The sequence below is a fragment of the Bradyrhizobium sp. P3_C3 genome (assembly GCF_056402655.1).
In genome coordinates, this window is sequence record NZ_JBFUGY010000052.1 from 14,450 (window position 1) to 40,228 (window position 25,779).

General features: G+C 64.4%; 26 protein-coding genes. 16 read left to right on the forward strand and 10 right to left on the reverse strand.

What is annotated here, in order from left to right:
• Positions 1 to 66: 66 nt before the first annotated feature.
• Positions 67 to 252 carry a hypothetical protein gene (locus tag AC1DW2_RS37720; RefSeq protein ID WP_477008517.1) on the reverse strand — a complete coding sequence of 62 codons (186 nt, stop codon included), beginning with the start codon at positions 250 to 252 and terminating at the stop codon, positions 67 to 69.
• Between the two features lie 155 nt (positions 253 to 407).
• Between AC1DW2_RS37720 and AC1DW2_RS37725 the strand changes: the two genes are divergently transcribed.
• The 5 genes from AC1DW2_RS37725 to AC1DW2_RS37745 all read left to right on the forward strand — a co-directional run bounded on the left by AC1DW2_RS37725 (position 408) and on the right by AC1DW2_RS37745 (position 5,411).
• Complete coding sequence (locus tag AC1DW2_RS37725; protein ID WP_477008518.1) at positions 408 to 2,564, forward strand: GumC family protein; 2,157 nt, start codon at positions 408 to 410, stop codon at positions 2,562 to 2,564.
• 143 nt (positions 2,565 to 2,707) lie between these two features.
• Complete coding sequence (locus AC1DW2_RS37730; RefSeq protein WP_166104648.1) at positions 2,708 to 2,866, forward strand: hypothetical protein; 159 nt, start codon at positions 2,708 to 2,710, stop codon at positions 2,864 to 2,866.
• A 176-nt stretch (positions 2,867 to 3,042) separates the two neighbouring features.
• Positions 3,043 to 3,366, forward strand: a complete 324-nt coding sequence (locus AC1DW2_RS37735) for a DUF1330 domain-containing protein (protein ID WP_477008519.1) — start codon at positions 3,043 to 3,045, stop codon at positions 3,364 to 3,366.
• A 137-nt stretch (positions 3,367 to 3,503) separates the two neighbouring features.
• Positions 3,504 to 4,805: an aminotransferase class V-fold PLP-dependent enzyme gene (locus AC1DW2_RS37740; RefSeq protein ID WP_477008520.1), complete on the forward strand. Its 1,302-nt coding sequence runs from the start codon at positions 3,504 to 3,506 to the stop codon at positions 4,803 to 4,805.
• A 165-nt stretch (positions 4,806 to 4,970) separates the two neighbouring features.
• Positions 4,971 to 5,411, forward strand: coding sequence for a hypothetical protein (locus AC1DW2_RS37745; RefSeq protein WP_477008521.1), 441 nt, complete (start codon positions 4,971 to 4,973; stop codon positions 5,409 to 5,411).
• A gap of 40 nt (positions 5,412 to 5,451) precedes the next feature.
• Here AC1DW2_RS37745 and AC1DW2_RS37750 read toward each other — a convergent pair whose 3' ends face one another.
• The gene (locus AC1DW2_RS37750; protein WP_477008522.1) at positions 5,452 to 6,474 is read right to left on the reverse strand and encodes an LLM class flavin-dependent oxidoreductase; all 1,023 of its coding nucleotides are present in this window, start codon (positions 6,472 to 6,474) and stop codon (positions 5,452 to 5,454) included.
• A 30-nt stretch (positions 6,475 to 6,504) separates the two neighbouring features.
• Positions 6,505 to 7,434 carry a LysR family transcriptional regulator gene (locus tag AC1DW2_RS37755; RefSeq protein ID WP_477008523.1) on the reverse strand — a complete coding sequence of 310 codons (930 nt, stop codon included), beginning with the start codon at positions 7,432 to 7,434 and terminating at the stop codon, positions 6,505 to 6,507.
• A gap of 107 nt (positions 7,435 to 7,541) precedes the next feature.
• Between AC1DW2_RS37755 and styA the strand changes: the two genes are divergently transcribed.
• Both styA and styB read left to right on the forward strand, forming a co-directional pair.
• Positions 7,542 to 8,792, forward strand: a complete 1,251-nt coding sequence (gene styA / locus AC1DW2_RS37760; RefSeq protein ID WP_477008524.1) for a styrene monooxygenase subunit StyA — start codon at positions 7,542 to 7,544, stop codon at positions 8,790 to 8,792.
• Positions 8,793 to 8,816: 24 nt separating this feature from the next.
• Positions 8,817 to 9,302, forward strand: coding sequence for a styrene monooxygenase NADH-dependent flavin reductase subunit StyB (gene styB, locus AC1DW2_RS37765; protein WP_166104624.1), 486 nt, complete (start codon positions 8,817 to 8,819; stop codon positions 9,300 to 9,302).
• Positions 9,303 to 9,380: 78 nt separating this feature from the next.
• Here styB and AC1DW2_RS37770 read toward each other — a convergent pair whose 3' ends face one another.
• Positions 9,381 to 10,472: an AraC family transcriptional regulator gene (locus AC1DW2_RS37770; protein ID WP_477008525.1), complete on the reverse strand. Its 1,092-nt coding sequence runs from the start codon at positions 10,470 to 10,472 to the stop codon at positions 9,381 to 9,383.
• 331 nt (positions 10,473 to 10,803) lie between these two features.
• Between AC1DW2_RS37770 and AC1DW2_RS37775 the strand changes: the two genes are divergently transcribed.
• The 3 genes from AC1DW2_RS37775 to AC1DW2_RS37785 all read left to right on the forward strand — a co-directional run bounded on the left by AC1DW2_RS37775 (position 10,804) and on the right by AC1DW2_RS37785 (position 12,711).
• Complete coding sequence (locus tag AC1DW2_RS37775; RefSeq protein ID WP_477008526.1) at positions 10,804 to 11,004, forward strand: hypothetical protein; 201 nt, start codon at positions 10,804 to 10,806, stop codon at positions 11,002 to 11,004.
• 3 nt (positions 11,005 to 11,007) lie between these two features.
• On the forward strand, positions 11,008 to 11,325 hold the full coding sequence (locus tag AC1DW2_RS37780; RefSeq protein ID WP_477008527.1) for a DUF1488 family protein: 318 nt from the start codon (positions 11,008 to 11,010) through the stop codon (positions 11,323 to 11,325).
• 252 nt (positions 11,326 to 11,577) lie between these two features.
• Positions 11,578 to 12,711: an alpha/beta hydrolase gene (locus AC1DW2_RS37785; RefSeq protein WP_071909205.1), complete on the forward strand. Its 1,134-nt coding sequence runs from the start codon at positions 11,578 to 11,580 to the stop codon at positions 12,709 to 12,711.
• Positions 12,712 to 12,771: 60 nt separating this feature from the next.
• Here AC1DW2_RS37785 and AC1DW2_RS37790 read toward each other — a convergent pair whose 3' ends face one another.
• From AC1DW2_RS37790 to AC1DW2_RS37805, 4 genes are all read right to left on the reverse strand, one after another.
• Complete coding sequence (locus tag AC1DW2_RS37790) at positions 12,772 to 13,485, reverse strand: class I SAM-dependent methyltransferase (protein WP_477008528.1); 714 nt, start codon at positions 13,483 to 13,485, stop codon at positions 12,772 to 12,774.
• The gene (locus AC1DW2_RS37795; protein WP_477008529.1) at positions 13,482 to 13,940 is read right to left on the reverse strand and encodes an Rrf2 family transcriptional regulator; all 459 of its coding nucleotides are present in this window, start codon (positions 13,938 to 13,940) and stop codon (positions 13,482 to 13,484) included. The genes AC1DW2_RS37790 and AC1DW2_RS37795 overlap by 4 nt, the downstream gene beginning before the upstream one ends.
• A 227-nt stretch (positions 13,941 to 14,167) precedes the next feature.
• Positions 14,168 to 16,189, reverse strand: coding sequence for a YgiQ family radical SAM protein (locus AC1DW2_RS37800; RefSeq protein WP_477008530.1), 2,022 nt, complete (start codon positions 16,187 to 16,189; stop codon positions 14,168 to 14,170).
• A gap of 96 nt (positions 16,190 to 16,285) precedes the next feature.
• Entirely contained in the window at positions 16,286 to 16,429 is a 144-nt protein-coding gene (locus tag AC1DW2_RS37805) for a hypothetical protein (protein WP_477008531.1), read from the reverse strand.
• 107 nt (positions 16,430 to 16,536) lie between these two features.
• On the opposite strand from AC1DW2_RS37805, the gene AC1DW2_RS37810 reads away from it, so the two are divergent.
• Entirely contained in the window at positions 16,537 to 17,475 is a 939-nt protein-coding gene (locus AC1DW2_RS37810) for a DMT family transporter (RefSeq protein WP_247313766.1), read from the forward strand.
• A gap of 190 nt (positions 17,476 to 17,665) precedes the next feature.
• On the forward strand, positions 17,666 to 17,806 hold the full coding sequence (locus AC1DW2_RS37815; RefSeq protein ID WP_162131457.1) for a hypothetical protein: 141 nt from the start codon (positions 17,666 to 17,668) through the stop codon (positions 17,804 to 17,806).
• 6 nt (positions 17,807 to 17,812) lie between these two features.
• On the opposite strand, the gene AC1DW2_RS37820 is transcribed toward AC1DW2_RS37815, so the two are convergent.
• A complete protein-coding gene (locus AC1DW2_RS37820; protein ID WP_477008532.1) occupies positions 17,813 to 18,508 on the reverse strand; it encodes a GntR family transcriptional regulator in 696 nt (231 codons plus the stop codon).
• Between the two features lie 8 nt (positions 18,509 to 18,516).
• Positions 18,517 to 19,929 (reverse strand): FAD-binding oxidoreductase, encoded by a 1,413-nt coding sequence (locus AC1DW2_RS37825; RefSeq protein WP_477008533.1) that lies wholly within the window; start codon positions 19,927 to 19,929, stop codon positions 18,517 to 18,519.
• A 179-nt stretch (positions 19,930 to 20,108) separates the two neighbouring features.
• Between AC1DW2_RS37825 and AC1DW2_RS37830 the strand changes: the two genes are divergently transcribed.
• The 4 genes from AC1DW2_RS37830 to AC1DW2_RS37845 all read left to right on the forward strand — a co-directional run bounded on the left by AC1DW2_RS37830 (position 20,109) and on the right by AC1DW2_RS37845 (position 25,746).
• A complete protein-coding gene (locus AC1DW2_RS37830) occupies positions 20,109 to 20,993 on the forward strand; it encodes a dihydrodipicolinate synthase family protein (protein ID WP_477008534.1) in 885 nt (294 codons plus the stop codon).
• Positions 20,994 to 21,195: 202 nt separating this feature from the next.
• On the forward strand, positions 21,196 to 23,529 hold the full coding sequence (locus AC1DW2_RS37835) for a TonB-dependent siderophore receptor (RefSeq protein ID WP_477008535.1): 2,334 nt from the start codon (positions 21,196 to 21,198) through the stop codon (positions 23,527 to 23,529).
• A gap of 2 nt (positions 23,530 to 23,531) precedes the next feature.
• Positions 23,532 to 24,560, forward strand: a complete 1,029-nt coding sequence (locus tag AC1DW2_RS37840; RefSeq protein WP_477008536.1) for an extracellular solute-binding protein — start codon at positions 23,532 to 23,534, stop codon at positions 24,558 to 24,560.
• Positions 24,553 to 25,746 (forward strand): PepSY-associated TM helix domain-containing protein, encoded by a 1,194-nt coding sequence (locus AC1DW2_RS37845; protein WP_477008537.1) that lies wholly within the window; start codon positions 24,553 to 24,555, stop codon positions 25,744 to 25,746. Before AC1DW2_RS37840 ends, AC1DW2_RS37845 begins: the two co-directional genes overlap by 8 nt.
• Positions 25,747 to 25,779: the final 33 nt, after the last annotated feature.

A 25,779-nucleotide genomic window follows, 5' to 3' on the forward strand; every position in this document is an offset into this window, starting at 1 on the left:
TATGAGCTCGTGGTTTTATTCTGAATGGCGCGCTGGAGCACAGTTCCGATTGCGCTGCAGCGGGCTCTAGTGAGTGCGGGTCAGCTCCACGCCATCGACCACCATTTCCCACGTCCCCGCCTCTCGGTGAGGCGGCGTCGACACCTCGAATGTCGTCGAGAGGAATGCAATGCCGACGACGAAATGATCGCCCTCGAACCGCCGCAGCGGAACGTTGATCGACGTCGTGGTGGTCGCGCCAGCCCGGTTCAACCGAACGCGCCGATGCCGCGCGGCGCATCGGCACGCGCGTTAACAGATCGTTCATTGGCCACGGCGCGCCAGCCGTAACCGCCGGTTAACCATGGATATTTACGGTGTAGCAAGCCTCTGAACCGGGGCTGTCAGTTGATTTCGAGTCCAACCCTATGGCGTTCGGTAGAGGCGCATCTCCGCGAAGCATCGCCCCGACGGAGCCTGCGGCTTCGTGGGAAGCGCCGCGGGCTGCGACGGCGAAGCCTGACAGCGCTGCTCCTGCGCTGATCAAGGGATCGCTGACCGTCACCGGTGCGCTCTCCTTCCTGCGCGAGAATGGCCGGCGCATCCTGACGCTGGCGCTGGCGCTGTTCGCCCTGGGCGTCATTGTCCTGATGGTCTTGCCGGTTCGATATGCCGCGACAGCCCTGGTCGTCGTCGATCCCCGCGAGCTGCGCGTCACCTCGGAGCAGGACGTGCTGCCGGGCATCGGCCAGGATGCCGCGGCACTTCAGAGCCAGATCGAGATCGCCAAATCGGACGGCTTTCTCCGCCCCCTGATCGAGCAGCTCAAGATCGCCGAAGACCCGGACATCGCGGGCGGTTACACGGACATGACGCGCCTGCTCGAAAAATTCCGCAACCGTCTCGATATCTCGCGCCGCGGACTGACCTACGTCATTGCGATTTCATTCACCTCGAACAATGCGGAACGGGCCGCGCATTACGCCAATGCCATCGCCGAGGCGTTCGTCGCGAGCCAAGGCCGTGTCCGCACCGAGGCCACGGACGAGGCGGCCGACTGGCTCAAGGACCGGCTGAAGGCATTGAACGAGCGCCTGCGCGTATCGGAAGATGCCGTTGCCGCCTTCAGGTTCGAGCACAAGATCCTCAATGCCGGCAAGGATTCCACGACCCAGCAATTGCGGGTGACTGACCTCAATCAGCAGGTCTCCGCCGCTCGCGCGCGCACCGAGGAAGCCAAGGCGCGTTACGAGCAGGTGCAGCGCGATCTCAAGGCCAATGTCGAAGGTCCGGTGAAGCAGGACCTCCTGAGTATGCTGCGCGCGCAGCGCTCGACCCTGAACGATCAGATCGCGCAGAAGAAAGCGGTGTACGGCGACCGCCATCCCGACCTCGCGATCTCCTACAGCCAGCTGGCTGACATCAACAGGCAGATCGAGGTCGAGCGGAAGAAGAACATCGACACGGCGAAGTCCGAATATGAGGCTCAGCTGGAGCAGCAGAACGCGCTGGAAAAGCAGCTCAGGGCGGTCGAGACGCAGATGCTGGTCGACGGTCAGGCGCTCGTGAAGCTGCAGGAGCTGCAGCGTGACGCCGATGCCAACAAGAACATCTACGAGCAGTTCCTGTCGCGGTTCAAGACGACCAACGAGCAGCGCCAGCTGCAGAGCTCCCAGACCAAGATCGCCTCGCTCGCCATTCCGCCGATGCGCTCGACGCGTCCGCCCCTCGCCTTGCTGCTCGCGGCGCTCGCGATCGGCTCGATCCTGACCTCGACGGCGGCCGTTGCGGCGATGGGAAGCATGTCCGACGGGCCAGCGCCTGCCGAGGCTCCTGCTCAAACTCCTTCTCAAACTCTTGCGCGTGCGGAAGCGGCGGACGCGCAAGTCCAGCGTCCGGCTCCGGCTGCGCGCCAGCCCGAGGCGATGCCGAACCTGCCTGTCTGGGCTCGCATTCCCGATCTGGCGCCTGGCGCCGTGGCCAACACTGTATGGCAAAGGCCGATCACTGCCTCGGCCGAGCTCGATCTCGGCGCATATCTGCGTCCGCTTCTCGAGCGGATCGATCGCGCGCCGGTGCGTGGCTGCAAGGTCGCCCTCGTGTTGTCGGTCGGCAAAGGTGCCGGCGGCAACACCGTTGCGCGCTCGCTCAATCGCGCGGCGGTGAATCGGGGCATGATGAGCGTGCTGATCCGGCTCCAGCCGGAATTCGCCGGTCACCAGCCTCCGGTGACCGAATGGCAGGACGGCTCGACCACGGCGGGGCTGCAGTCGATCGACGAGCTGCTGAGCGCCGGCAGAAAAGCCGATGCCCGGCCCGAGGACGATATTCGCTCGGAGTTCGATCTGATCGTCGTCCATGCGAGCAATCTCGCACTTCAGCCCGACGCCATCGCGCTGGCCGCGCACGCGGATCTGATCATCCCGGTGGTGCGCGCCGGCGAACTCGGTTCGGCGGCGATGCGGCGGGTCACCGCAGCGCTGTCGAGGTACAACACGGTGCCGACCGGTCTCGTCGTCAATCACGCGCCGGCGGGTTCAGTGGCGCCTCACCCTGAGGGCAGCGCGTTGAGCAGGGCGGTTTGACGATGCCGACCGCTGGCAAGGCTGCGGCTCATGCCTGAGGCGCAGCACGCAAGCGCACCTGTAATCTGCTTCACACGCAAACGCACCCAATGACGCTAGATGAACCAGGGCCCGCCTTCGCGCGGCCCGGTTCGGAGCTGGCGATGATGGCTGCACTGGCAAAGGCGATATCCCGCGCGACGAGAACCAACGTTGATGTCGAAACCGTAAAGGTGCTCGTGATCTTCTCGGGCGCGGGCTTGCTGCTCTCCCTCGTGGCCGCGATGATCTATGGACAGGCCCTCAACGCCGCCTTGTTCTGAGATCGCGCGAGGCGACCGCGCTTCGACACGAAGCAGGTTCTCATCCCCAGGAGCCCGCCCGAAGCGGGCGTCTCGAAGGTATCCGCCTGTGTTCGAGCCGTCATTGACGCCGTGAGGCGGCGCCCGCAGGATGCAGCGTCTCCAATGCGCGACTATCTCGGCTCGGGATTGCGGCGATGACCTCTCAAGCTCACTCCGTAACGCTGGTGCTCATTGCCCGAATACCGCCTGAAGGTATCGAGGCCTTCCGCGCCTACGAGGATGCCGTCTTGCCGCTACTCGCTGCGTTCAACGGGCGTGTGGAGCGTCGTCTTCGAAATCCGGATGGCACGATCGAGGTGCACATCGTCAGCTTCGCATCCGATGCGGACTTTCAGGACTATCGCAATGATCCCCGGCGCCTTGCGCAAGCCGGGTTGTTGGAAAAATCATCCGCGAAGCTGGAATTGCTTGCGATGGCGGACGTCTCGCAATGGCCGGTGACGTCGGCGCAGGGATGATCGACGGGGCAATGACCGGGATGTAACCGGGCGCGCCGGGCATCATCGAACTGTCATCGCTTCGTCATGCGCGCTCTATGGATCGCTGCTCCCTTCGCCACGCATCGTGGGGGGCTGATATGCATCTGAATGAGACAATGTCGTCCGACCGCCGGTCGATCCTGAAGGGCCTCGCGGCCGCAGCCGTCACGTCCCTGGCGGCACCGGCCATGGCAGCCGACGGCCTGCCGGCGCAGCCGACCGGAGCGGCGGCCGCCATCGCCACCGACAATGCCTATTGGACGGCGGTGAAGGGGCTCTATGCCGTGACGCCGGATGTCGTCAATCTGGAGAACGGTTTTTGGGGCATCATGGCCGAGCCGGTGAGGCGCGAGTTCATTCGCCAGACCGACATGGTCAACTATCAGAACACCTACTACGCGCGGCAGCGCGCGGGTGCGGATTTCGAGGCCGTGCGCATCAAGGTGGCCCAGGCGGTCGGCGCGGCGCCCGAGGAGATCGCGCTCACCCGCGGCGCGACCGAAGCGCTGCAGCTCCTGATCGGCGGCTACAACAAGCTGAAGCCCGGCGACAGCGTGCTCTACGCTGACCTCGACTACGACTCGATGCAGTACGCGATGAACGCGCTTAAGGCGCGTCGCGGTGTCGACGTGGTCAGGTTCGATGTGCCGGAGCCGGCCACCCGCCAGGCCGTGCTCGACGCCTATGCCCGTGCCCTCGAGGCGAATCCCATGACCAGGCTCCTTCTCCTCACCCATGTCAGCCATCGCACCGGCCTCGTCATGCCGGTCGCCGAGATCGCCCGCATGGCCAGGGCCAAGGGCATCGACACCATCGTCGACGCCGCGCATTCCTGGGGGCAGATCGACTTCAGGGTGGGCGAGCTCGACGTCGATTTCGTCGGCTTCAACCTGCACAAATGGATCGGCGCGCCGCTCGGCGTGGGCTTCCTCTACATCAGGAAGGATCGCCTCGCCGACATCGACCGCGACATGGGCGACGAGGACTTTGCGGAGACCGACATCCGCTCGCGGGTGCACACCGGCACGGTCAATTTCGCGACGGTCCTGACGGTGCCCGCGGCCGTGGCGCTCCATCAGCAGATCGGCGCGGCGGCAAAGCAAGCCCGCCTCCGCTATTTGCGTGATTACTGGGTGAGCCGCGCCCGCGGATTCAAGGACATCGAGATCCTGACGCCGGATGAGGTCGGCTCATATGGCGCGATCACGTCCTTCCGTCTCGCCGGCAAGACCAGCAAGGCGGACAACGACGCTATCGTCGTGAAGCTGAGGGACAGCCACAAGGTCATGACGGTGCGCCGGACCGGCGTCGCCAAGGGCCAATGCATCCGTGTGACGCCGGCGCTCTTTACTGACGAGGCCGATCTCGATCGTTTCGTCGAGGCGCTCGCCGTCATCACGGGGACGAAGACGGGATAGGCCCGGGCGCGGGACTGACATCACCACGAATTCACGGGACTTCATCCTCCGCGCATCTGACAAATGTCAGATGCGGGGCATCCATGAGCCTCGGCCGCCCCATTTTATCGGCCCACGGTCTGGTTTATCTCTGTCACTCCGGTGCCCTGCGCAAGGAGGAGACGCGTGCTCGACCATATTCTCAGATTCGTGACGCTCGGATCGATCATCGTTGGCATGGCTGCGATCTATGCGGCGCTACACACCAACAATCGGCGTCTCGGCGCGGACATCTTCCTTCGATATTCCGACCGGGTCTCCGACCTGCGACGCCGCCTTCCGGTCGCGGCATTCCTCGAGCGAGGGGCTGCCGGCGACATTGAGATCACACCGGAAGAGCGCCGGGCGGTCCACGAGATCATTCACGCGATCTTCGAGCTCTACGAACTCAAGGTGCATGGCTTCTTTCCGCCGGCGATCTGGAAGATCAGGGAGCCCGATATCGAACGGCTGCTCTCGCTGCCGGTCTTTCAGCAGGAGCTGGCAGGGCTGGAGGGCCGATATACCAGACATCCGCGTTTGACAGCTTGGCTTGAGAAGATCAGGAGTCAGCAAGAGACGGCCTGACTTGCGCAGTGAACCGGTCGCAGTGAACCGGTCGACGGTCTCACCGCCAGCCAAGCGCCGGCGCGACGTGTTTCAAGATCGCCTCGATCGCATGCGCGCAATAGTCGACACCGAGCTGGTTCGGGATCGTCAGCAGCAGCGTATCGGCCTCGGCGATTGCCTCGTCCTGCTTGAGCTGCTCGATCAACGCCTCCGGCTCGGCCGCATAACTCCGCCCGAAGATCGCGCGCGTTTGCGGGTCGATGAAGCCGATCTGGTCTTCGCCGCCGCGCTCCCCGCCGAAATAGGCGCGGTCGCGATCGTTCATCAGCGCGAAGATGCTGCGGCTGACGGACACGCGGGGCTCGCGGGTGTGGCCAGCCTCCGTCCACGCGGCGCGATAGCTACGGATCTGCGCCGCCTGCTGCACATGAAAAGCTTCGCCGGTCTCGTCGTTCTTCAGCGTCGAGCTCTGCAGATTCATGCCGAGCTTCGCCGCCCACACTGCGGTCGCGTTCGAGCCGGCGCCCCACCAGATCCGTTCGCGCAGGCCTGCCGCATGCGGTTCGAGCCGCAGCAGCCCCGGCGGATTGGGAAACATCGGCTGCGGATTGGGCTCGGCAAAGCCTTCGCCGCGCAACAGGTCCAGAAAGACCTCCGCGTGGCGCCGGCCCATGTCGGCATCGCTCTGGCCGTCGGCCGGGCGATAGCCAAAGTAGCGCCAACCGTCGATCACCTGCTCCGGCGAGCCGCGGCTGATGCCGAGCTGGAGCCTCCCGCCGGCGATGAGATCGGCGCTGCCTGCATCCTCGATCATGTAAAGCGGGTTCTCGTAGCGCATGTCGATCACGGCCGTGCCGATCTCGATTGTGCTGGTTTTTGCGCCGACAGCGGCGAGCAGCGGGAAGGGCGAGGCCAGCTGGCGCGCGAAGTGATGCACGCGGAAATAGGCGCCATCCGCGCCGAGGTGTTCCGCCGCGACGGCCAGCTCGATGGATTGCAGCAGCGTATCCGCCGCCGAGCGTGTCTGCGATTGCGGCGAGGGCGTCCAGTGTCCGAAGGACAGAAATCCGATCTTTTTCATGGGCGTCATTTAATGATGGCGGGGGCGGCGTCAACCGCCTGCGCCGGCGGTGCGGGTATGCGACGGGGCTGGCGCGAAATACTCGGCGCGGTCGACCAGGAGATCCAGAAAGCTTCGCGCGCGCAGCGACATCCACTGCGTCTCCGGATAGATCGCGTGCAGGGGCAGCGCGGCGATGGTGTAGTCCGGAAGCACATGTTCGAGCTCGCCGCTGCGAAGGCCCTCCGCGGCATTCCACTCGGGCAGGATTGCGATGCCGAGATGCTGCATCGTCGCCTCCTGCATCGCATCGGCGTCGTCGACGTGAATGGGTCCGTTGATCGATGCGACGTGACGGCCATGCTCGGATTCGAAGGCCCATTGCTGCGCCGGCGACATCCGCGAATAGACGATGCACTGGTGCGAGCTGAGATCGTCAGGTGTCCGCGGCAGCGGGCGGCCGTGCAGATAGGTGGGTGTCGCAACAAGATGGCGCTGCACGGTCCCGAGCCGGCGGGCGACCAGCGTGCTCGCTTCCAGGTTTCCAATGCGCAGCGCCAATTCGATGCCTTCTTCCACCAGATTGACGAACCGCTCGCTGAAGCGGATGTCGACCCGCACTTCCGGATAATTCCGAACGTACTCGGCGATGACGGGCATCACGTAGCGCCGTCCGAACGACGACGGCACGCCGATCCGGAGCGTGCCGGTGGGGCGGGGTGCGGCCTGTTCGACACTCGACCGCGCCATGTCGAAGCTGTCGAGGATCTGCCGCGCGAGATCGTAGATCCGGTGCGCTTCGGCCGTCGGCTTCAGTGTGCGCGTCGTGCGCGAAAACAGCTGCGTGCCGAATTCGCTTTCAAGCATCGCAATGCGCTTGCTGATCGCGGGCTGGCCGATCCCGAGCTCCTTGGCCGCAGCCGAGAAGCTGCCGCCCTCCAGGGCGCGAACGAAAGCGCGCAGGCAATCGATCCGGTCCATAATTCATTCCGATCTGGAATAAATTATATCCCATTTATTCCGTAGTGCGCAACTCGGCGGGTCGCTAGGCTCCCTCAAAACAAGCATTCACAGGGGAGGAGACGAAATTGGCACGCCATATCGGAATTGTCGGCGCCGGCATCGCCGGCCTGCATCTCGCGCTTTACCTGCAGAAGCACGGCGTGGACGCGACGATCATCACGGATCGACCGCCTGAGGAATACAAGAACATCCGCCTGCTCAACACCGTCGCGCATCACCACGTGACGATCGCGCGCGAGGACTATCTCGGCGTCAATCACTGGAGCGATCCGAAGGACCATTATTACTACCACGACCACGTCTTCAATTTTCCGCAGCCGCTGAGTTTTCGCGGTGATTTCTCGAAGCCGAGCCGCGCCGTCGACTACCGGATCTATCTTCCTGCGCTGATGCAGGACTTCGTGAAGCGAGGCGGCAAGATCGAATACCGCCGCATCGAAGAGCGCGACATCCGTCCGCTGGTCGCCCGTTTCGATCTCCTGGTCGTCTCGACTGGCAAGGGTCCGCTGGGCCAGCTCTTCACTTACCGGCCGGAGCACACGCCCTATTCGCAGCCGCAACGGCGGCTGTGCGTCGGGCTTTACACCGGCGTGCGGCAGCCCGATCCCATGAACGTCACGCTCTCCGTGTCTCCAGGACATGGCGAGATGATCGTGATCCCGACCATTACGTTCGGCGGTGTAGCCAACGCGCTGCTGATGGAGAACGTGCCCGGCGGCGACATGGAGGAACTGGCCACGCTCAGCTACGACGACAACCCGAAGCACTTCTTGAAGGTGCTGCTCGGCAAGCTCGAGAAGCATCACCCGACGACCTACGACCGCATCGACACCGCGCGCTTCGATCTCGCGCAGCCGCAGGATCTGCTGCAAGGCGGCGTGGTCCCGACGGTGCGCAACACTGTGGTCGAGTTCGACGACGGCAAATGCGCGATCGCGCTCGGTGACGTCCATGCGATCGTCGATCCCATGATGGGCCAGGGCGCCAATGTCGCCTCCTATGCGGCCTTCGTGCTCGGCGAGGAGATCGTCAACGCGGATGCGCTCGACTTGCGCCTGTGCGAGAAGATCGAGCTGAAACGACAGGATCGCGTGCTGGCGGCCTCGCGCTGGACCAATGTGATGCTGCAGCCGCCGACGGAAGCGCTGGGCATGCTGATCGGCGCGATGAGCCAGAACCCGGCGCTGGCTAACGAGTTCACCGAGAATTTCAACTACCCGGACCGGCAGTGGGACCGCATCTGCACGCCGCAGCGCATCCAGGCCTGGATCGAGCGCATGTCGGCGCCGCCTGAGCCTGTCAGGGCGATTGCGTGAGGACCGATGCGAGTGGGGATTGACATGCCGCGCGCCAATCCGGCCTCGTTCCGCGAGGCCGCATCGCGCTTCACGACCGGCGTCGCGGTGCTGACCGCGCTGGACGAGCACGGCCGCGTCTGCGGCATGACCGCGAACAGCTTTGTCACCGTCAGCCTGTCCCCGCCGACCGTGCTGGTGTCGGTCATGCCGGGACGCATGCACCGGGCGATCTCGGCGACTGGACGCTACTGCGTCAACGTCCTGCCCGAGCACGGCCGGGACCTGTCGCGGCACTTCGCGAGCCAGCCGAACACCGGCGCGGCGCCGGATTACGACATCGTCGACGGCCTGCCGCGTCTGTCCGGCTGCATGGCCTGGTTCGCCTGTGAGGTCACACGCCACGTCGATGTCAGCGACCACACGCTGATCATCGCCGAAGTCTCGAGCTGCGACTATCGCGACACCACGCCGCTGGTGTTCTTCTCGAGCCGGTATCATCTCGGGCCGGGCGTGCCGGTGGATCGGTGAGGGTTGCAGCGGTCCGCGGCTTGAGTGGATCTGGTGTTTTCCTGGCTGCATCGGGGCGCTTTGGGGTTACCGCCGGGACTAGCTTGCCCTGGCGTTCTTTGCGCGAGGGGGCGTATCGTTGACGTTGTCGGCGCGCTTGGGATCGTCCGCGGCACGCCATTGTCGTGGCGTCATTCCGGTCCAGCGCCTGAAGGCGTGGGTGAATGCGCTGACTTCGGCATAGCCGAGCAGCCAGGCGGTTTGCGAAATCGGCAACTCGTCCTTTTTCAAATAGCTTTTGGCGAGGTCGATTTTCAGCTCGTCCATAATGCCGGTGAAGGTCAGTCCTTCCGACGCGAGGCGCCGCGCCAACGTGCGGTGGCTCATGCCGAGCCGGCGCGCGATCTCCTCAGCCCGTGCCTCGCGATGGGGAAGCAGTGGCGCGATGGCATTCTCGACGCTCGATCTGAGCGAAACTCCCCCAGGCTTCCGATGTGCAAGCGCCTCCTCGCAGAAGGTCACCAGCAGATCGTTCAAGTGGTGATCGGCACTTTCGATGGGCATCTGTCCCACGGACTGAGGGAAGGCGATCTCATCGACGTCTGATCCGAACTCGATCTCGCAACCAAGGAACGACCTGACCTCCGCGGGCATCGCTCGACGGCGATGGGCGACTTTGACACGGCTTGGCACCACGCGGCGGTTGGTCAGTGCGCGGTTGATTCGAATGATAGAGGTCACCCAGAATTCGATCTGGTGCCGATCCGACCGCCGTTCCACGCCGACATAGCTCAACGCAATCGCCATGTCCTTCGCGGCAAATCGCAGTGAAATTCCCTCGTTCGCGAGGCGGCAATAGCGCTCCGTCTTTGACAAGGCTTCAGCGACTGTCCCGGATGAGGCCGCGACATAGTAGAGCAGGCCGATCTCACGAAGGTCGAAGTCCCGTGCCAGGTGAAATCCCAGGGCGTCGTCGTGCAGCGCCTCGGCACCAAGCTCCAGAAACTTGATCTGGCTTTCAACGCTCAGCCGCGCCTTGCGGTCTTGGATCTGCTCGAGGGTCAATCTGGCCTTGGACAGCAAGCCGTCCGCCTGAATGCCGGCTTCGCGCAGGCGGGCCCACACCAGGCGGGCGATGCCGCCGGTCGCACTGGGCATGGCTTGCAATTGGGGCGAACGGGCAGCAGCCACATCGAACCCTTTCGTCGTTGCCGCTGCGGCCTTGAGTCCTCGGCTCGCGCATCGGGATCGCGGCATAGAAAATCAAGTTATTGGCTCACGATAACAAGAAACCGGGTGTCATGTGACTTAAATCGGCGATCTGTCCCCCTAGGTGCGTCGTCTGTACTCGGGGGCGAACCCACCCCGAAAAAGCCCGAAGGCCTTGATGTCCAGCTGCGATGGCGCGCCGCCTATAAACGTGAAGATATTGCGAAGTTACGGAAAATTGCTCGGAATTCCTCATATCGCTCATGGCCCACGGACGGTTGCGCTTGAGCGCGTTGGCGATTGCGAGATCAACATGTTCGAAACGCTTGAAGCCGCTTCAGCTGCGGCGCCCCTGTTCTGGATGGAGCTGTTCGATCTTCGCGTTCACGCCTCGCGCGACAGCCGCGGATGCCACAACATGAGCGACGCAGTCGCAGCGTTCAACGATTTTGCTTCGCAGGCGAGCCGCCTGGCGGAGGTGCCGCCGTGCGACACCGGCGAAGCCGTAGGCTGACAATTGCCGCGTCCACCGAGAGTATTCCCAGCGGAAAACGCAGCGCTTCTGACGCGCGGCCAGATTCTTGGCTACGACACGGAGCGGATGGCGTTTCTGTTTACGATGACGTATGGCGCCAGCATCGTCGACTGCGAGATAAGCAGCGTCGCGCTGGACGACCTTCACGGCTCGAAGGGCACGCGTCCCGACGAAAGGGAGATCCAATTCAGGTGTCTCCGCGACGCGGTCGAGCGCCTTGCATCATACGCTTTCGAACAGCAGGGCAGGCGGCAGCGCGAGCGGCTCCGCATCTTCTCCAAGCACGTCAAGGCGCTCTGACGACCGCCAAAGCAAGGCCGCCGCCAACAACGGCAACGCATATGCAATGTGTGCCACGTGAGATGCTCGACATCTCCCTCTTAAACATTTCACTCGACCATGGTCTGCAAGACCGGGTTCCGCAGTTGTCGCCGGCTGGGTGTTGCCGCGCCGTGACATCCAGGCACGCTCAGCCGGTATAGACTGGTCGATATCCGGTGCCCCTTCCGTTGCCCGGATGGTGAGTTATCGCGCTCTTGCGTCCAGTTGTGAGTGTTGCCGGTGGTCCGGACGAGTCGCATCAGTGCTCCAGCAGTTTTGTTGGCTTTGTCGATCGCAGCAGTCCTGGGCGGCTGTGCAGGACGTCCGTCGCAGGGCGTGCTTGTTCCGACAGCGCAGGTCGCCCCCGGAAACACAAATGTCCCGATCTACGTCGTCACCAATCGCAAGCGATCCGACGTCGATCCCGGTGAGATGTTCAGCGGGGACCGTTCGGACGAGCTGTCCTTTGCCGAGGTGACTGTCTCGATCCCGCCAGATGCCGCGCGGAAGATCGGCGAAGTGCAGTGGCCCGCGAGCCTGCCCGGCGACCCCCAACGGGATTTCACGACTGTGTCGGCCGACTATCTCGACAAGACGCATTTCGCTGCGTCTGTCGCCGCGGCGATGAAGCAGTCCGGTCGCAACAAGGTGCTTGTCTTCGTCCACGGCTTCAACAACCGCTTCGATGATGCGGTCTATCGCTTCGCGCAGATCGTGCACGACTCCAAAGTGCCGGTCGTTCCCGTGCTTTTCACCTGGCCATCGCGCGGCGAGCTGAGGCTGCGCGCGTATACCTATGACCGGGAAAGTGCCAATTTTTCGCGTGACGCGCTCGACAATCTGTTGAGCACGCTCGACGCCTCGCCTGCCGTCGGCGAAGTTTATCTTCTGGCTCATTCGATGGGCAATTGGATCGCACTGGAAGCACTGCGAACGCGGGCGATCCGCGCCCCGGCTGTCGCGTCGAAGCGCAGCAAGCTGAAGAATGTGATGCTGGTGGCACCCGACGTGGATGTCGATGTCTTCCGCTCGCAACTGAACCGGATGAGCGGCGCGCGGCCCCCCATCTCGTTGTTCGTCTCGCGTGACGACGGCGCGCTCTCGCTGTCGAAGACGATCTGGGGAGACGTCGCCCGCCTGGGCGATATCGACCCGACCCAGGAGCCTTATCGAACTGAGCTCGCGCGCGACCGGATCGACGTCTACGACCTGACGAAACTGGCGGTCGCCGGCGACGACGCCCACGACCGGGCTTTCGAGCAGGTAGGCCCGGTTGTCGCAATGATCCGCCAACGCATGGCCCAGGGCCAAGCGCTGGGTGAACAGAAGGCGGCCGCGGGCCCGCTCGCGCGGCTTGCGGAGTAGCGCGAGAGGCAGGCCCTGCCTGGCTTTTTCATGGCGACGTGTCGACGAGGCCGTGACGTCTCAGGCGTAGGCCACCCAGCCGCGGAACGTGAAGCCGGTATAGAACAGGGTCGGGTCGGAGAAGCCTGCGTCGCGCAAGATCACGACGTCCTGCTCTGGTGCCAGAATGCTCAACTGGCCGTCGACCGCCTTTCGCGCGGCGGCCGCCTTGTCGGGCTCGACTCCGGCTGCGGCGAGAAAGGCCGAATAGCGCGAGAGCCAAAGCGGCCGTTCATCGTCGTTGCCGGGGATGCTGAAATGGGCCGCGACGAACGGCGCGCCGGGCTTGAGGCGGCGGCGGATTTCGGACGCTATTCGCAGCCGTTCCTCGACATCGACGAAATGCAGGGTCAACAGGCACGTCGCGCCGTCGAATGGTCCCTCCGGCGCATCGTCGATATAGCCTTGATGCAGATGCGCGCGCGGCGCGAGCGGGCCCAGCGTCTGCTTCGCGAGATTCAGCATCGCAGCGGACGGGTCCACGCCATCAAAGGTCCAGCGCGGCTGCGCTTGCGCAAAGGCATTCAGCTCCAGGCCGCCGCCGGCGCCAAGAACGAGTATTCGCGCATCTTCACGCGCACGCTCGCCCAAAAGGATCGCCGCCATCGACAGCATCGAATTGTAGCCGGGAACGAACCGTGGCGGCCCTTCGGTGTACTTCGCCACCATCTGCGGATCGGAGAATGCGTTTTGAATGTCGGTCACGATGTTGTCCTGCTGAGGGGAGCGGGTCACGCGTGATGCGCGCTCATGCTGTGAAGTTTTCGCGCACCCAGGCGCCTGCGCAGATCGTCGCTCAGCATCGCCAGCGTCACTTCGCCAAAGCGCGACAGCAGCAACGCCTCTGCATCGTCAAAGGCCTGATCGAGCGCGGCATTGACGGCCTGCTCGAGCAGGCAGCCAGGCGCCTCGGTCCGGTTGCCCATGGCCAGAATCGAGGGGCTGCCGAGCGCGGTGTAGACATCGCGCAGCGTCACCTTCGAAAGATCGCAAGCCAGCGTCCAGCCACCGCCGTGCCCCTTCTCGGAGCGGACGTAACCGAGGTCGCGCAGGCCCGCCATGATGCGGCGGATCACCACCGGGTTGGTGTCCATGGCCTTCCCCAGCGTCTCCGAGGTGAACGGGCCAGGCTGCTGCGCCATGTGCAGCAGGACGTGGAGAACCCCTGATAATCGGCTGTCTCGTTTCATGTAACTTCGTATGTTACATGATAGCGCCTAGGTCAACCAGTTTCGGTGCGAGCGTAAGGGGCGCGTTGCCATCCCGCGCCCGTTTTGCCCGACGGGTCAACGTCGCCGCAGACCGCCTAAGCCATTGATCCCGCTCATGCCGTCTACTGTGCATGGGGTCGTTTTCGACATTTTTGTTTTGGAGGCACGACAGCCGCGGGCTGAACCGGATCTCGTCCGGCTCTTGCCTACTTCATCACCCGCAGGCCCTTGGTCGTGAACCGCTGCGTCTTGCCGCCGGGCCGCACCGGGCGCCGCGTACCCGCGGCCTTGCCGGTGCCGGGAGGCTGATGCGCGGGCACGAGCTGGTCGGGGCGCGAGCCGATCAGGTCGCGGCGGCCCATCTCGATCAAAGCCTCGCGCAGCACCGGCCAATTGTCGGGGTCGTGATAGCGCAGGAACGCCTTGTGCAGCCTTCGCTGACGCAGGCCCTTGATCGCCTCGACCTTGTCGCTGCCGCCGCGGCGTACGCCGCGCAGCGGGTTGACGCCGGTGTGGTACATCGCGGTCGCGGTCGCCATCGGCGAGGGCAGGAAGGTCTGCACCTGATCGGCGCGATAGCGGTTCTTCTTGAGCCAGAGCGCGAGGTTCATCATGTCCTCGTCGGTCGTGCCCGGATGCGCCGCGATGAAATACGGGATCAGATAGTATTTCTTGCCGGCCTGCTCGGCCGCGGCATCGAACATCCGCTTGAACTGGTTGTAGGCGCCGATGCCCGGCTTCATCATCTTGTCGAGCGGGCCGCGCTCGGTATGTTCGGGCGCGATCTTCAGGTAGCCGCCGACGTGATGGGTGACGAGTTCCTTGATGTATTCGGGGCTCTCGACCGCGAGATCGTAGCGCACGCCGGAGGCGACCATCACTTTCTTGATGCCCTTGGTCTCGCGCACCTTGCGATAGAGCCGGATCAGGTCGTCATGCGAGGTGTTGAGGTTCGGGCAGATCTCGGGGAAGACGCAGGACGGCCGCCGGCACGCCGCCTCGACCTTCGGATCCTTGCACGCCATCCGGTACATGTTGGCGGTGGGGCCGCCGATGTCGGAAATCACGCCGGTGAAGCCCGGCGTCTTGTCGCGGATCTTCTCGATCTCTCGCAGGATCGAGCCTTCCGAATGGTTCTGGATGATGCGGCCCTCATGCTCGGTGATCGAGCAGAAGGTGCAGCCGCCAAAGCAGCCGCGCATGATCGTCACCGAGAACTTGATCATGTCCCAGGCGGGGATCTTGGCCTCGCCGTAGGACGGATGCGGCGCGCGCGCGTAAGGAAGATCGTAGACCGCGTCCATCTCGTCGCTGGTCAGCGGGATCGGCGGCGGGTTGAGCCAGAGATCGCGATCGCCGTGACGCTGCACCAGCGGCCGCGCATTGCCGGGATTGCTCTCACGATGCAGCACGCGTGAAGCGCGCGCATAGGCTTCCTTGTCCTGCTCGACTTGCTCCAGCGCCGGCAACCGGATGACGGTCGCACCCTTCTGGCGCGTTGCGCCCTCGTCGGCGGAATCGAGATCGTCGGCGTGCAGCTCGGAATAGTCCTCGGGCACGCGGCGGAACAGCGCGACGCCCCTGATGTCGCTGAGGTCGCGCGGTGCCTCGCCGTCAGCGAGCCGCTGCGCCACCTCGACGACGGCGCGCTCGGCATTGCCGTAGAGCAGCAGGTCGGCCTTGGCGTCGGCCAGCACCGAGCGGCGCACCTTGTCGGACCAGTAATCGTAATGCGCGATCCGGCGCAGCGAGGCCTCGATGCCGCCGAGCACGATCGGCACGTCCTTGAACGCCTCGCGGCAGCGCTGCGCGTAGACGACGGTGCAGCGGTCGGGCCGCTTGCCGCCCTCGCCGCCGGCCGTATAGGCGTCGTCGCTGCGGATGCGCCGGTCCGCGGTGTAGCGGTTCACCATGGAGTCCATGTTGCCGCCGGTGACGCCAAAAAACACCTTTGGCTTGCCCAGCGCCTTGAACGGCTCGGCCGAATGCCAGTCGGGCTGGGAGATGATGCCGACCCGAAAGCCCTGCGCCTCCAGCAGCCGGCCGATGATGGCCATGCCAAAACTCGGATGGTCGACATAGGCATCGCCTGTCACCAGCACGATGTCGCAGGCATCCCAGCCGAGCGCGTCCATCTCGGCGCGGCTCATGGGAAGGAACGGCGCCGGCTTGCGCGGGCGCGCCTGCGCCATCAGGGGCTTTTCGGCGGTGATGATCTGGATGTCCATGGCGCCTACGCATAGGACTCCGGGGCCGCGAATACAACCGACAGGCGCGTGAAGATTTGCGGTTCCGCCAGGGGCAAATCGGCCCGCGCGAGCGCGTTAACCGTTCGCAAACCCCTGCCGGACCTCGGCAGTCGTGGCCGGCTCGCCATGCTGGCGGACCATCCGTACGGCGTCCTCGACGAGGCGGAGATTGGTCACTGTTGAGCCCGGCAGCGCCGCCTCGATCCAGGCCTTGCGCATGGCGAGCATCGCCTCGCCGCCCGGAACTGTGCGCGTGCCGCATATGCATACGAGCGATCCCTCTTCCGGGTTCTCACCGCAGCCGACATCGGATATCCGATTGCTCCATGGGCAAGGAAACTTCTGACGGCGGTGACGACGCCGGTGCGGCGCCGTCCACCGAGGCCTGGCTCGGTGCGGTTGCGCTGATCGGCTTCATCCTGGTGGCGACCGCGCAGGCCTCAAATCAAATTCTGGCGCGCGGGCTTGCGGGCTCCGTCCCGCCCTTCGCGCTCGCCTTCTTCCGCTGGAGCATCGTTGCCATCGGGCTCGCGCCGATCGCGTTCGCCGAAATCCGCGCCGGCCGCGTGCCACTCGGCAAGAACATCTGGCCGATCCTCGCCGCCGGCTTCATGGGCATGTTCCTCTGCGGCGGCCCGGTCTATGCCGCGGGCATCTCGACGACGGCGATCCACATCGCGTTGATCATGGCGCTGTCGCCGATCACGGTGCTGATGATCTCTGCGGTGCTCGGCATCGAGCATGTCGGCCCGCTGCAATGGCTCGGCACAGCGCTTGCGCTCGCCGGCGCCTTGCTCATCATCTCCGGCGGTCATCCGGAGACCTTGTTCGCACTGGAGACGGCAGCGGGCGACGGCCTGGTCGTGATCGCGATGCTCGGCTGGTCCGGCTATACGCTGCTGCAATCGCGCGCGGCGCCCAAGGCGTCGCTGCTGGCGCGCATGAGCCTGTTCGCGGGCGCCGGCGCGCTGTTCTCGCTGCCGCAGGCGCTGATCGAGATGTGGACCACGCCGGCGCAGGTCTTCAGCACGAAAGCGGTGTCGGCTTACGTCTTCGCCGGGATCGTTCCCGGGCTGCTCGCCTATGCCGGCTTTGCCTGGCTCGGCGGCAAATTCGGTTCGGTCCGAACCTCGCTCGTGCTTTATCTCGGACCGATCGCGAGCGCCCTGCTGTCGTTCGCAATTCTCGGTGAACCGCCAAAACTGATCCATCTGTTCGGCGGTGTGCTGATCCTCGGCGGGGTCTGGGCGAGCCTGCGCAAATAGTTCCATCGATCGGAGTTGTGGTTCATTCGCAGGAACCAACCGCCTCCGCGAACATTCTGATCAAGGGACCGATGCGAGCCATGCTCGCGCGCGCCCCGACCATCCCGGCGCCAGTGCCGTAACCGGATTTTGCCTCGACGCTTCGTTTCGGGGCGATGGGGGACTTGTGAGTACGGTCATAGAGAACTTGTTGTCACGGAAGCAGAAGCTTGTGGAACAGCTCGAGAAGGCGCAGTCGGTCGACGATCGCGACAAGATCGAGCACCAGCTCGAACAGATCAACACCGCGCTGGATTTTCTGGACAGGCCGGGATCGAAGGACGCGGGGTAGAAGCGCTCAGTCCACCTTCAGCGCCTCCACTTTCAAGGCCTCCACTTTCAAGGCCTTGGCATAGACCAGGCCGGAATTGGTGATGTGCGTCGTCATCAGCGCGTCGAAGGCCGCGAACTCGCCGCGCGCGAACAGATCGAGCAGCTTGCGATGCTCGTCGAAGGACGAGCGGGTGCGCACGTCGATCGGCGACGTCAGATTGGTGCGCAGTGCGGCGACGCGGCCCGAGACGAGCTGGTAGGATTCGATGAGATAGCGGTTGCCGCAATGCGCGAACAATCCTTCGTGAAAGCTCGCATCGGCGCGGCCATAGGCGATGTTGTCCTTCGCCGCGATCGCCGGCTCCATCGCCGCGATTGCCTTGCTCATCGTCGCAATTGCGCCGTCGCGATCATGACGGAACGCGAGCTCGGCAGCCTTGGGCTCGAGCGCGATCCGGAAGGTGCAGAGCGCAGTGATGTCTTCCGCGCTCGGCGTGAACACGAAGCTGCCGACCTGCGGCCGGATCACGACCAGGCCCTGCGCCTGCAACTGGCCCATCGCCTCGCGCACCGGCGTGCGGCTGACGCCGAAGGAGTTCGCCACCATCTCCTCGGAGATGGCGGCGCCGAGCGCGAACTCGCCGTCGATGATGGCCTGGCGCAGCCGCAGCACCACCCGCTGCGACAGCGATTTCGGCGTATCGAGCTTGAGCGATCGCATCTGCTGTCTCAGATCACCTTGCCGGGATTGAGCAGGTGATCGGGATCGAGCGCGGCCTTCAGCGTCCGCATCAACGCGATCTCGGCTTCGCTCCTGGCATGGCCCAGCCACTTCTTCTTCAGCGTGCCGATGCCGTGCTCGGCGGAGACGCTGCCGCCCAGTTCACGCACCAGACCGTAGATGATCGCGTCCATCTCTTCCTTCGGCTGCCGCTCGACGGAAAGACCGGTGACCCAGGACACGAGATGCAGATTGCCATCGCCGATATGGCCGTAATAGACGCTCTCGCACCCCTTGATGCCGGAGGCCAACGCGGCCTTGCAGCGCGTGACGAACTCGTCCATCCGCGCCACCGCAAGCCCGATGTCGTAGGAGATGTGCGGGCCCAGCACCTGGCCGAACTCGGCGCAGATGTCGCGCACGCGCCAGAACGCCTGCGTCTGCGCCAGCGATTGCGCCACGGCGGCATCTGCGAGCAGCCCGCGCTCCATCAGCTCTTCGAGCCAGGCCTGGAAACGCGGTGCATCCAGGCTCTCGTCGGTGCCTTGGGCCTCGACGAGCACGTAGAGACCGTGGCCTGCGGCGACCGGCGGCTTCACCCCGGCGCGATTCGTGATCACGTCCCAATAGTCCGGCCACATCACCTCGAATGCCGACAGCAGCGGCCCGAGCCCGCTTCGCGCGGCATCGAGCAGGGCGATCACCGCGGCATAGTCCTTCAGCGCGCACAGCGCCGCCATGGTCGAGCGCGGTTTCGGGAACAGCCGCAACACCACGCGGGTGATGATGCCGAGCGTGCCTTCGGAGCCTATGAAGAGATGCTTGAGGTCATAGCCCGCGTTGTTCTTCATCAGCTTGTTGAGGCTGGTGATGATGGTGCCGTCGGGCAGCACCACCTCCAGGCCGAGCACCAGTTCGCGCGTCATGCCGTAGCGGATCACGCGGTTGCCGCCGGCATTGGTGGAGAGATTGCCGCCGATCGCGCAGGAGCCGCGCGAGCCGAGATCGAGCGGAAAGAAGAAGCCGGCTTCGTCCGCGGCCTTCTGGATTGTCTCCAGCGGCGTGCCCGATTTCACCGTCATCGTCATTGACGCCCGATCGATCTCCTCGATGCCGGTCATGCGCTCGAGCGAGATCGCGACCCAGCCTGCTTCGGGCGATGCGCCGCGGCACAGCCCGGTCAATCCACCTTGCGGCACGAAGGGCAGCCGCGCCTGCCGGCAGGCCGCAATCGCATCGGCAACGCCTTGCGCATCGACCGGCCGGATCACCGCAAGCGGCGTTTGTGGCAGGCTCGCGCTCCAGTCGTTGCAATTGCGCGCGGGCACGTCGGTGCCAACAAGCACGGCGGCCGCGCCGAGCTTGTCGCGCAAGGCGCTCAGCAACTGATCGGGACGCTCAATTGGGCTCACCATGTTCATGCGAGACCTCCTCGGAATCTGGCTGCGTCTCATGCGCGCCGTGATGGTGGAAAGGATTTGCGTCCGTCTTGTATGTAAGGTACAACATGAAAAGTAAAGCAAAAACAAGGCTCGGAAGGCCTCCTAAGATCGTTCGAGATCAGGGGCTTAGTCCGGGACCGCAGCTAATGGGTGGTGAGATGACGGAGGCAATTCGCGGGTTCTGGGTGGCGTCGGCGACGCCGCTGGCGACGGATGGTAGTGTGGACTCCGCCAAGCTCGGCGCTCACGCCAAGCAGCTCTTCGGCAAGGGCGTCGACGGCGTTGTGCTGTTCGGCACCACCGGCGAGGGCACCTCCTTCAATGTCACCGAGCGTATCGAGACCATCGAGGCCGTGCTCAAGGCCGGCGTCGCGCCCGAGCGTATCGGCATAGGCGGCGGCTTTCCCGCCATCACCGACAGCATCGCGCTGACGCGCACCGTGCTCGGCCTCGGCCTGCGCCACGTGCTGTATCTGCCGCCCTATTTCGACCGTGGTGTCACGCCCGAAGGCATCGAGGATGCTTTTGCTGCGATCATCGACGGCGTCGCCGACGATCGCCTGCGCGCCTCGCTCTATCACATCCCGCAGGTCTCCGGCGTTGCGATCCCGACCGGTGTCGCGGCAAACTTGCGCAAGCGTTACGGCAAGGTGGTTGCGGGCCTGAAGGACTCCAGCGGCGACTTCAAGCAGTTCCAAGCGTTCCGTAGTGCTGCTCCCGATCTCGCCATCACCGTCGGCAACGAAGCCGACATCACCCGCGCGATCGCCGCCGGCGGCGCCGGCACCATCTGCGGCATGGCCAACGTCGTGCCTGAGCTGGTCAAGGGCATGGTTGACGGCAAGGACGTCGAGGCGCGCATGCAAGCCGCGACCGATGTCGTGCTGAACACGCCGTCGTTCCTCGCGACGCTGAAGGCAATCCTCGCCGCACAGACGGGCGACGCAGGCTGGCTGCGCGTACGCCCGCCGTTCCGTGCCTCGTCCGATGGCGCGGCGCTCAAGCGAAAGATTGACGAGCTGATTGCTCCTGCCATCGCGTGAGATATGAAATCTTCGTGACACGTTGCCGCGGATTCGCGTGCAGCGTGTTGCGATACCTGCGACGTCTATTGGTGATTGCCGTTCGGTGCGCTGATGCGCTTAGAACGATTCAACACTGGAGCGATTCAAGCTCGCCTACGGTTCTCTTCGATCCCGCCGACTGTTACAGGCGCACACTTCAATGTTCTTGACTTGAAGTGGAATGAAAGTGCGTGCCCTCGTGGATGGCCAACGCGTCAGCGGCCATCGTCATCGTGCCGGCAAGAGCCGTGCAGGTCTTCTCCTCGGCGCAGCGGTGCTGCTCGTCGAATCCCCCTCGAACACGACGAGTGCGCAGGCGCAGTCAGCGCTGCCGCCGGTGACGGTGGAAGCGCCGGTGCAGCGACCGAAGCCGGCCCGCGCATCTGAATCGCCCCAGCGCCGGACGCAAGCCGCCGCGCGCCAGCGCAGCCGGAATGCCGCCACACCAGCAGCACCGACAATATCGGAACGTGCGGCAGCCGCGGCCGCCGCGCAGCAGGCTGCCAAGCTCGGTTACCGCGCGATGCCGAGTTCGACCACACTGCGCAGCGGCGCCTCGCCCCTCGATACTTCGCAGGCGGTCAACATCGTGCCTGAACAGGTGTTGAAGGACCAGCTCCCGCGGAACATCGACGATGCGCTCATCAACGTCTCCGGCATCACTCAGACCAACACGCTCGCCGGCAGCCAGGACGCGGTGATCCGCCGCGGCTTCGGCGATAATCGTGATGGTTCGATCATGCGCAACGGCATGCCGCTGGTGCAGGGCCGCAGCTTCAATCCCGCGGTCGAAAGCGTCGAGGTGCTGAAGGGGCCGCCCTCGCTGCTCTACGGCATCATGGATCCGGGCGGCATCGTCAACACGATCAGCAAGCGGCCGGAGCTCTATCAGCACGGTTCGGTCACGTTGCTCGGCTCGGCATTCAGTGCCTCGAAAACCGGCGCCGACGGCCTGCTCGACGTTACCGGTCCGATCGGCGATCAGGGCCTTGCCTATCGCTTCATCGGCTACGGCGTCAGCGAGGATTACTGGCGCAATTTCGGCCGTCACCGCGAGATGCTGGTCGCACCGTCGCTGGCCTGGTACGGCCAGGACACGACGGTCCAGCTCAATTACGAGCATCGTGAATTCATCTATCCGTTCGACCGCGGCACGGCGTTCAATCCGGTGACCAAGGCGCCGCTCGCGGTGCCGTCCACGCGCCGGCTCGATGAGCCCTTCAACAACACCTGGGGCACCTCTGACTTGATGCAAGCCTCGATCGAGCACCGCTTCAACCAGGATTGGAAGCTTTACGCCGGCTACAGCTACAACACCGAAACCTTCAGCGCCAACCAGCTCCGCATCTCCACCCTCAACTTCACGACGGGCGTCGAGACGCGCAGCAACGACGGCACGCAGGGCTCGCTCAGCAATGCCAGCTATGGAACGTCGTACATTTCCGGCAGCTTCTGGCTCGGCAATATGCGCAACGAGGTGGTATTCGGCGGCGACGGCCAGTATCGCACCATCTACCGCGACAATCTGATCCGGCAGGCCACTCCCGCCATCAACGTCTACAATCCCGTCTACGGGCGGGTCGGACCGGGCACGACGGTGTCGAACAGCGATAGCGCACAGACCGACAAGCTCGGCCAATGGTCGCTGTTCTTCCAGGACACCCTGCATCTCACCGAACGGTTCGCGCTGGTCGGCGGCGTCCGTTACATGGACTACGACCAGATCGCCGGGCGCGGGAAACCGTTCATCACCAATACCAACGTATCGCAAGACAAGGTGCTTCCCCTCGGCGGCGCCATTCTCAAGCTGACCGAGGAAGTCTCGCTGTATGCGAGCTACACCGAGTCGCTGAAGCCGAACTCGACCATTGCACCGATCGGCATCGTGATCGACTCCAATGTCGCACCGGAAGAAGGCGTGTCATACGAGACCGGCGTGAAGTTCGATCTGAACAAGCGCATCTCCGGTACGCTGGCGCTCTACGATCTCGACAAGAAGAACGTGCAGACGACGAAGACGAACAGCGCGGGCTTGGTCGAGCTCCACACCGTCGGTCGCGCCCGCTCGCGGGGCGTCGAGCTGGATGTCACCGGCAGGCTCACCGACAGCTGGGCCTTGATCGGCAGCTACGGCTACACCGACGCCCGCGTGACGGAGTCCGAGGATGTGACGCTGCTCGGCAAGAAGCTGCAGAACGTCGCGCTGAACACGGCCTCGCTCTATCTGGTCTATGATTTCGGTACAGCTTTGCCGGGTCAGCTCCGCCTCGGCGGCGGTGCGCGCTATGTCGGCGACCGTCCCGGTGATGCGATCAACAGCTTCTTCTTGCCGTCCTATGTGGTCGCCGATATTTTCGCGACCTATGAGACGAACTACCAGAACACGCCGGTGATCTATCAGCTCAACGTCAAGAACCTGTTCGACACCGTCTATTATCCCTCCGCCGTCAACAATCTGAACGTCGCGATCGGCGATGCGCGCCGCGTGTCGCTGTCGGCAACGGTGAAGTTCTAGCGATGGCGGTGCGGCACAAAGCCATCGCGGTCCTGATCGCGACGGCGTCTGCCTGCCTTGCTGCCACAGGTGCGAGCCGCGCCGAGGAGATCACGCTCTATTCGACCAGGGAGGTTGCCCTGGTCGAGCCTGTCGTTGCGGCCTTCACGGAAGCCAGCGGCGTCAAGGTGAAAATCGTCTTCGTCGAGGACAGCCTCGTCAAGCGACTTACGTCGGAAGGCGCCGCATCGCCCGCCGATGTATTGATGACGATTGGGCTGGACAAGACGACCCAGCTCTCTACCCGCGGTCTGACGCAAGCCTTCACGTCGTCTCGTCTCGACCAGGTGGTCCCTCCAAATCTCCGTGGTAACGACGCGCAATGGCTTGCGCTTTCCGTCCGCCCGCGCGTTGCCTTTGTGCGCGAGGACAGCGCTCTTGCTTCGATCGACTATGAAGATCTCGCCGCTCCCAATTGGCGCGGCAAGCTCTGCATGCGCTCGCCGCTGCATCAGAACAATGTCGCGCTGGTTGCGGCCTATCTCGTCCACCACGGCGAGGCCGCGACGGAGGCCTGGCTCGCCGGGCTGAAGGCCAATCTCGCGCACAAGCCTGATGGCAAGGACAACGACGTGATCCGCGAGATCGCGCAAGGCGCGTGCAAGATCGGCATCGGCAACACCGTGGCATTGGCGCAATTGCGCGACGGACGCGAAGGGGCCGACTGGCGTGCCTGGGCGATGGAGGTCAAGGCGGTGCCATCGACCTTTAGGGGCGGCGGCACGCATGTGAACCTCACCGGCGCGGCCATCGCGAAACAGGCGCCGCATCCGGCGTTGGCGCGACAATTCCTCGAATTCCTTGTCACGCCGGCAGCGCAGCGGATCTTTGCCGCTGCCGAGTTGGAATACCCCGTGCTTGCAGCAGCGGAGCGTGCACCGATCGTTGCCGAAATGGGCACGTTCATCGTCGATGCAATTTCGATCGACCAGATCGCCGCACATCAGCAGGCGGCGATCTCGCTTATCAAGAAGGTTGGCTTCGATGAGTAGGGTGGGGCATCACATCAAGGCCGCTCTGCACCAGATTCACTCAATCGCGGGCCTCGTGCTCGCGCTGCTGCTGGCCTTGATCGCGCTGACCGGCGCGATCATGAGCTTTGAGGACGAGATCGGCGACTATCTGAATAGCGGTATCATGCAGGTCGCGCCGCGCCAGGCGCCGGCGTTGATGCCGGACGAACTGGTGGCCCGGCTTAAGGCGGGGCAGGACCTCGGCAAGGTCTCGGCCGTCACGCTGTCGAGCGATCCGGCCGCGGCGGTGCGTGTCCGCTTCGCGCGTGACGAGCAGGGCGCGCGGCCGACATCGCTCTATGTCGATCCCTACGACGCGCGAGTGCTGGGTGCGCCGCGTGGCGAGGAGTTCTTCGCGACTGTGCGCAGGCTGCATCGCTGGCTGTTGATCCCCGGCGATGCCAAGGGGTGGGGACGCCAGATCACCGGCATCGCCGCGCTCGGCCTGATCGTCATGCTCATCTCGGGCCTCGTGCTGCGCTGGCCGCGCCCCGCCGGCAGCGTGAAGATGTGGCTGAAGCCAAATCTCGGTCTCAGCGGCCGCGGCCTGCACCGCTCGCTGCATGCCGTCATCGGCACCTGGGTGCTGCCGGTCTATCTGGTGATGACACTGACCGGGCTGTGGTACTCGTTCGACTGGTACAAGGACGGCGTCGTCTGGCTGCTGTCGCGCCCAGAGGTCACTGCTGCGAAGATGCAGCCCAAGATGTCCGCAAAGGCGCCGCGCGCAGCCGACCGGGCCGAGCCGGCTCAGCCGGTCGGATTTGATCGTGCATGGACGACGCTCCAGCATGAGGAGGGGAAACATTTCTCCAAAGCGTTGCTGACGCTGCCCGCCGGACCCGGCACGGTCATCCGGATCCGGTCGTGGCCGAAGGATTCGACGCTCGATACCACGCGCGACGAATTCCGCGTGGATGCGGTCACGGGGCAGGTGATCTCGGCGGAGCGCTATGCCGACAAGACGCTCGGCGAGAAGATCATCGCGAACGTGCTCGACATCCATCGCGGCGCGTTCCTGGGTTGGCCCGGCAAGCTCGCCTTCATGATTGCAGCAGCGTTGATGCCGCTGTTCTCGGTCACCGGCATTTTGCTTTATCTGTCGCGCCGCAGGCTGCGGCGCCCCGCGCAGCCGCCGCTCGGGCGGCTGGTTCCGGGCGAGTGAAGGGCCGCGAAGGCTAGCCAAGCGCGCGACAAT

Excerpts from the sequence above, each read along its gene's own strand:
- AC1DW2_RS37725 (WP_477008518.1), top strand. The coding sequence starts at position 408 with ATGGCGTTCGGTAGAGGCGCATCTCCGCGAAGCATCGCCCCGACGGAG.
- AC1DW2_RS37730 (WP_166104648.1), top strand. The coding sequence starts at position 2,708 with ATGATGGCTGCACTGGCAAAGGCGATATCCCGCGCGACGAGAACCAAC.
- AC1DW2_RS37735 (WP_477008519.1), top strand. The coding sequence starts at position 3,043 with ATGACCTCTCAAGCTCACTCCGTAACGCTGGTGCTCATTGCCCGAATA.
- AC1DW2_RS37740 (WP_477008520.1), top strand. The coding sequence starts at position 3,504 with ATGTCGTCCGACCGCCGGTCGATCCTGAAGGGCCTCGCGGCCGCAGCC.
- AC1DW2_RS37750 (WP_477008522.1), bottom strand. The coding sequence starts at position 6,474 with ATGAAAAAGATCGGATTTCTGTCCTTCGGACACTGGACGCCCTCGCCG.
- AC1DW2_RS37755 (WP_477008523.1), bottom strand. The coding sequence starts at position 7,434 with ATGGACCGGATCGATTGCCTGCGCGCTTTCGTTCGCGCCCTGGAGGGC.
- styB (WP_166104624.1), top strand. The coding sequence starts at position 8,817 with ATGCCGCGCGCCAATCCGGCCTCGTTCCGCGAGGCCGCATCGCGCTTC.
- AC1DW2_RS37775 (WP_477008526.1), top strand. The coding sequence starts at position 10,804 with ATGTTCGAAACGCTTGAAGCCGCTTCAGCTGCGGCGCCCCTGTTCTGG.
- AC1DW2_RS37795 (WP_477008529.1), bottom strand. The coding sequence starts at position 13,940 with ATGAAACGAGACAGCCGATTATCAGGGGTTCTCCACGTCCTGCTGCAC.
- AC1DW2_RS37800 (WP_477008530.1), bottom strand. The coding sequence starts at position 16,189 with ATGGACATCCAGATCATCACCGCCGAAAAGCCCCTGATGGCGCAGGCG.
- AC1DW2_RS37805 (WP_477008531.1), bottom strand. The coding sequence starts at position 16,429 with ATGCGCAAGGCCTGGATCGAGGCGGCGCTGCCGGGCTCAACAGTGACC.
- AC1DW2_RS37810 (WP_247313766.1), top strand. The coding sequence starts at position 16,537 with ATGGGCAAGGAAACTTCTGACGGCGGTGACGACGCCGGTGCGGCGCCG.
- AC1DW2_RS37820 (WP_477008532.1), bottom strand. The coding sequence starts at position 18,508 with ATGCGATCGCTCAAGCTCGATACGCCGAAATCGCTGTCGCAGCGGGTG.
- AC1DW2_RS37825 (WP_477008533.1), bottom strand. The coding sequence starts at position 19,929 with ATGAACATGGTGAGCCCAATTGAGCGTCCCGATCAGTTGCTGAGCGCC.
- AC1DW2_RS37830 (WP_477008534.1), top strand. The coding sequence starts at position 20,109 with ATGACGGAGGCAATTCGCGGGTTCTGGGTGGCGTCGGCGACGCCGCTG.
- AC1DW2_RS37835 (WP_477008535.1), top strand. The coding sequence starts at position 21,196 with ATGAAAGTGCGTGCCCTCGTGGATGGCCAACGCGTCAGCGGCCATCGT.
- AC1DW2_RS37840 (WP_477008536.1), top strand. The coding sequence starts at position 23,532 with ATGGCGGTGCGGCACAAAGCCATCGCGGTCCTGATCGCGACGGCGTCT.
- AC1DW2_RS37845 (WP_477008537.1), top strand. The coding sequence starts at position 24,553 with ATGAGTAGGGTGGGGCATCACATCAAGGCCGCTCTGCACCAGATTCAC.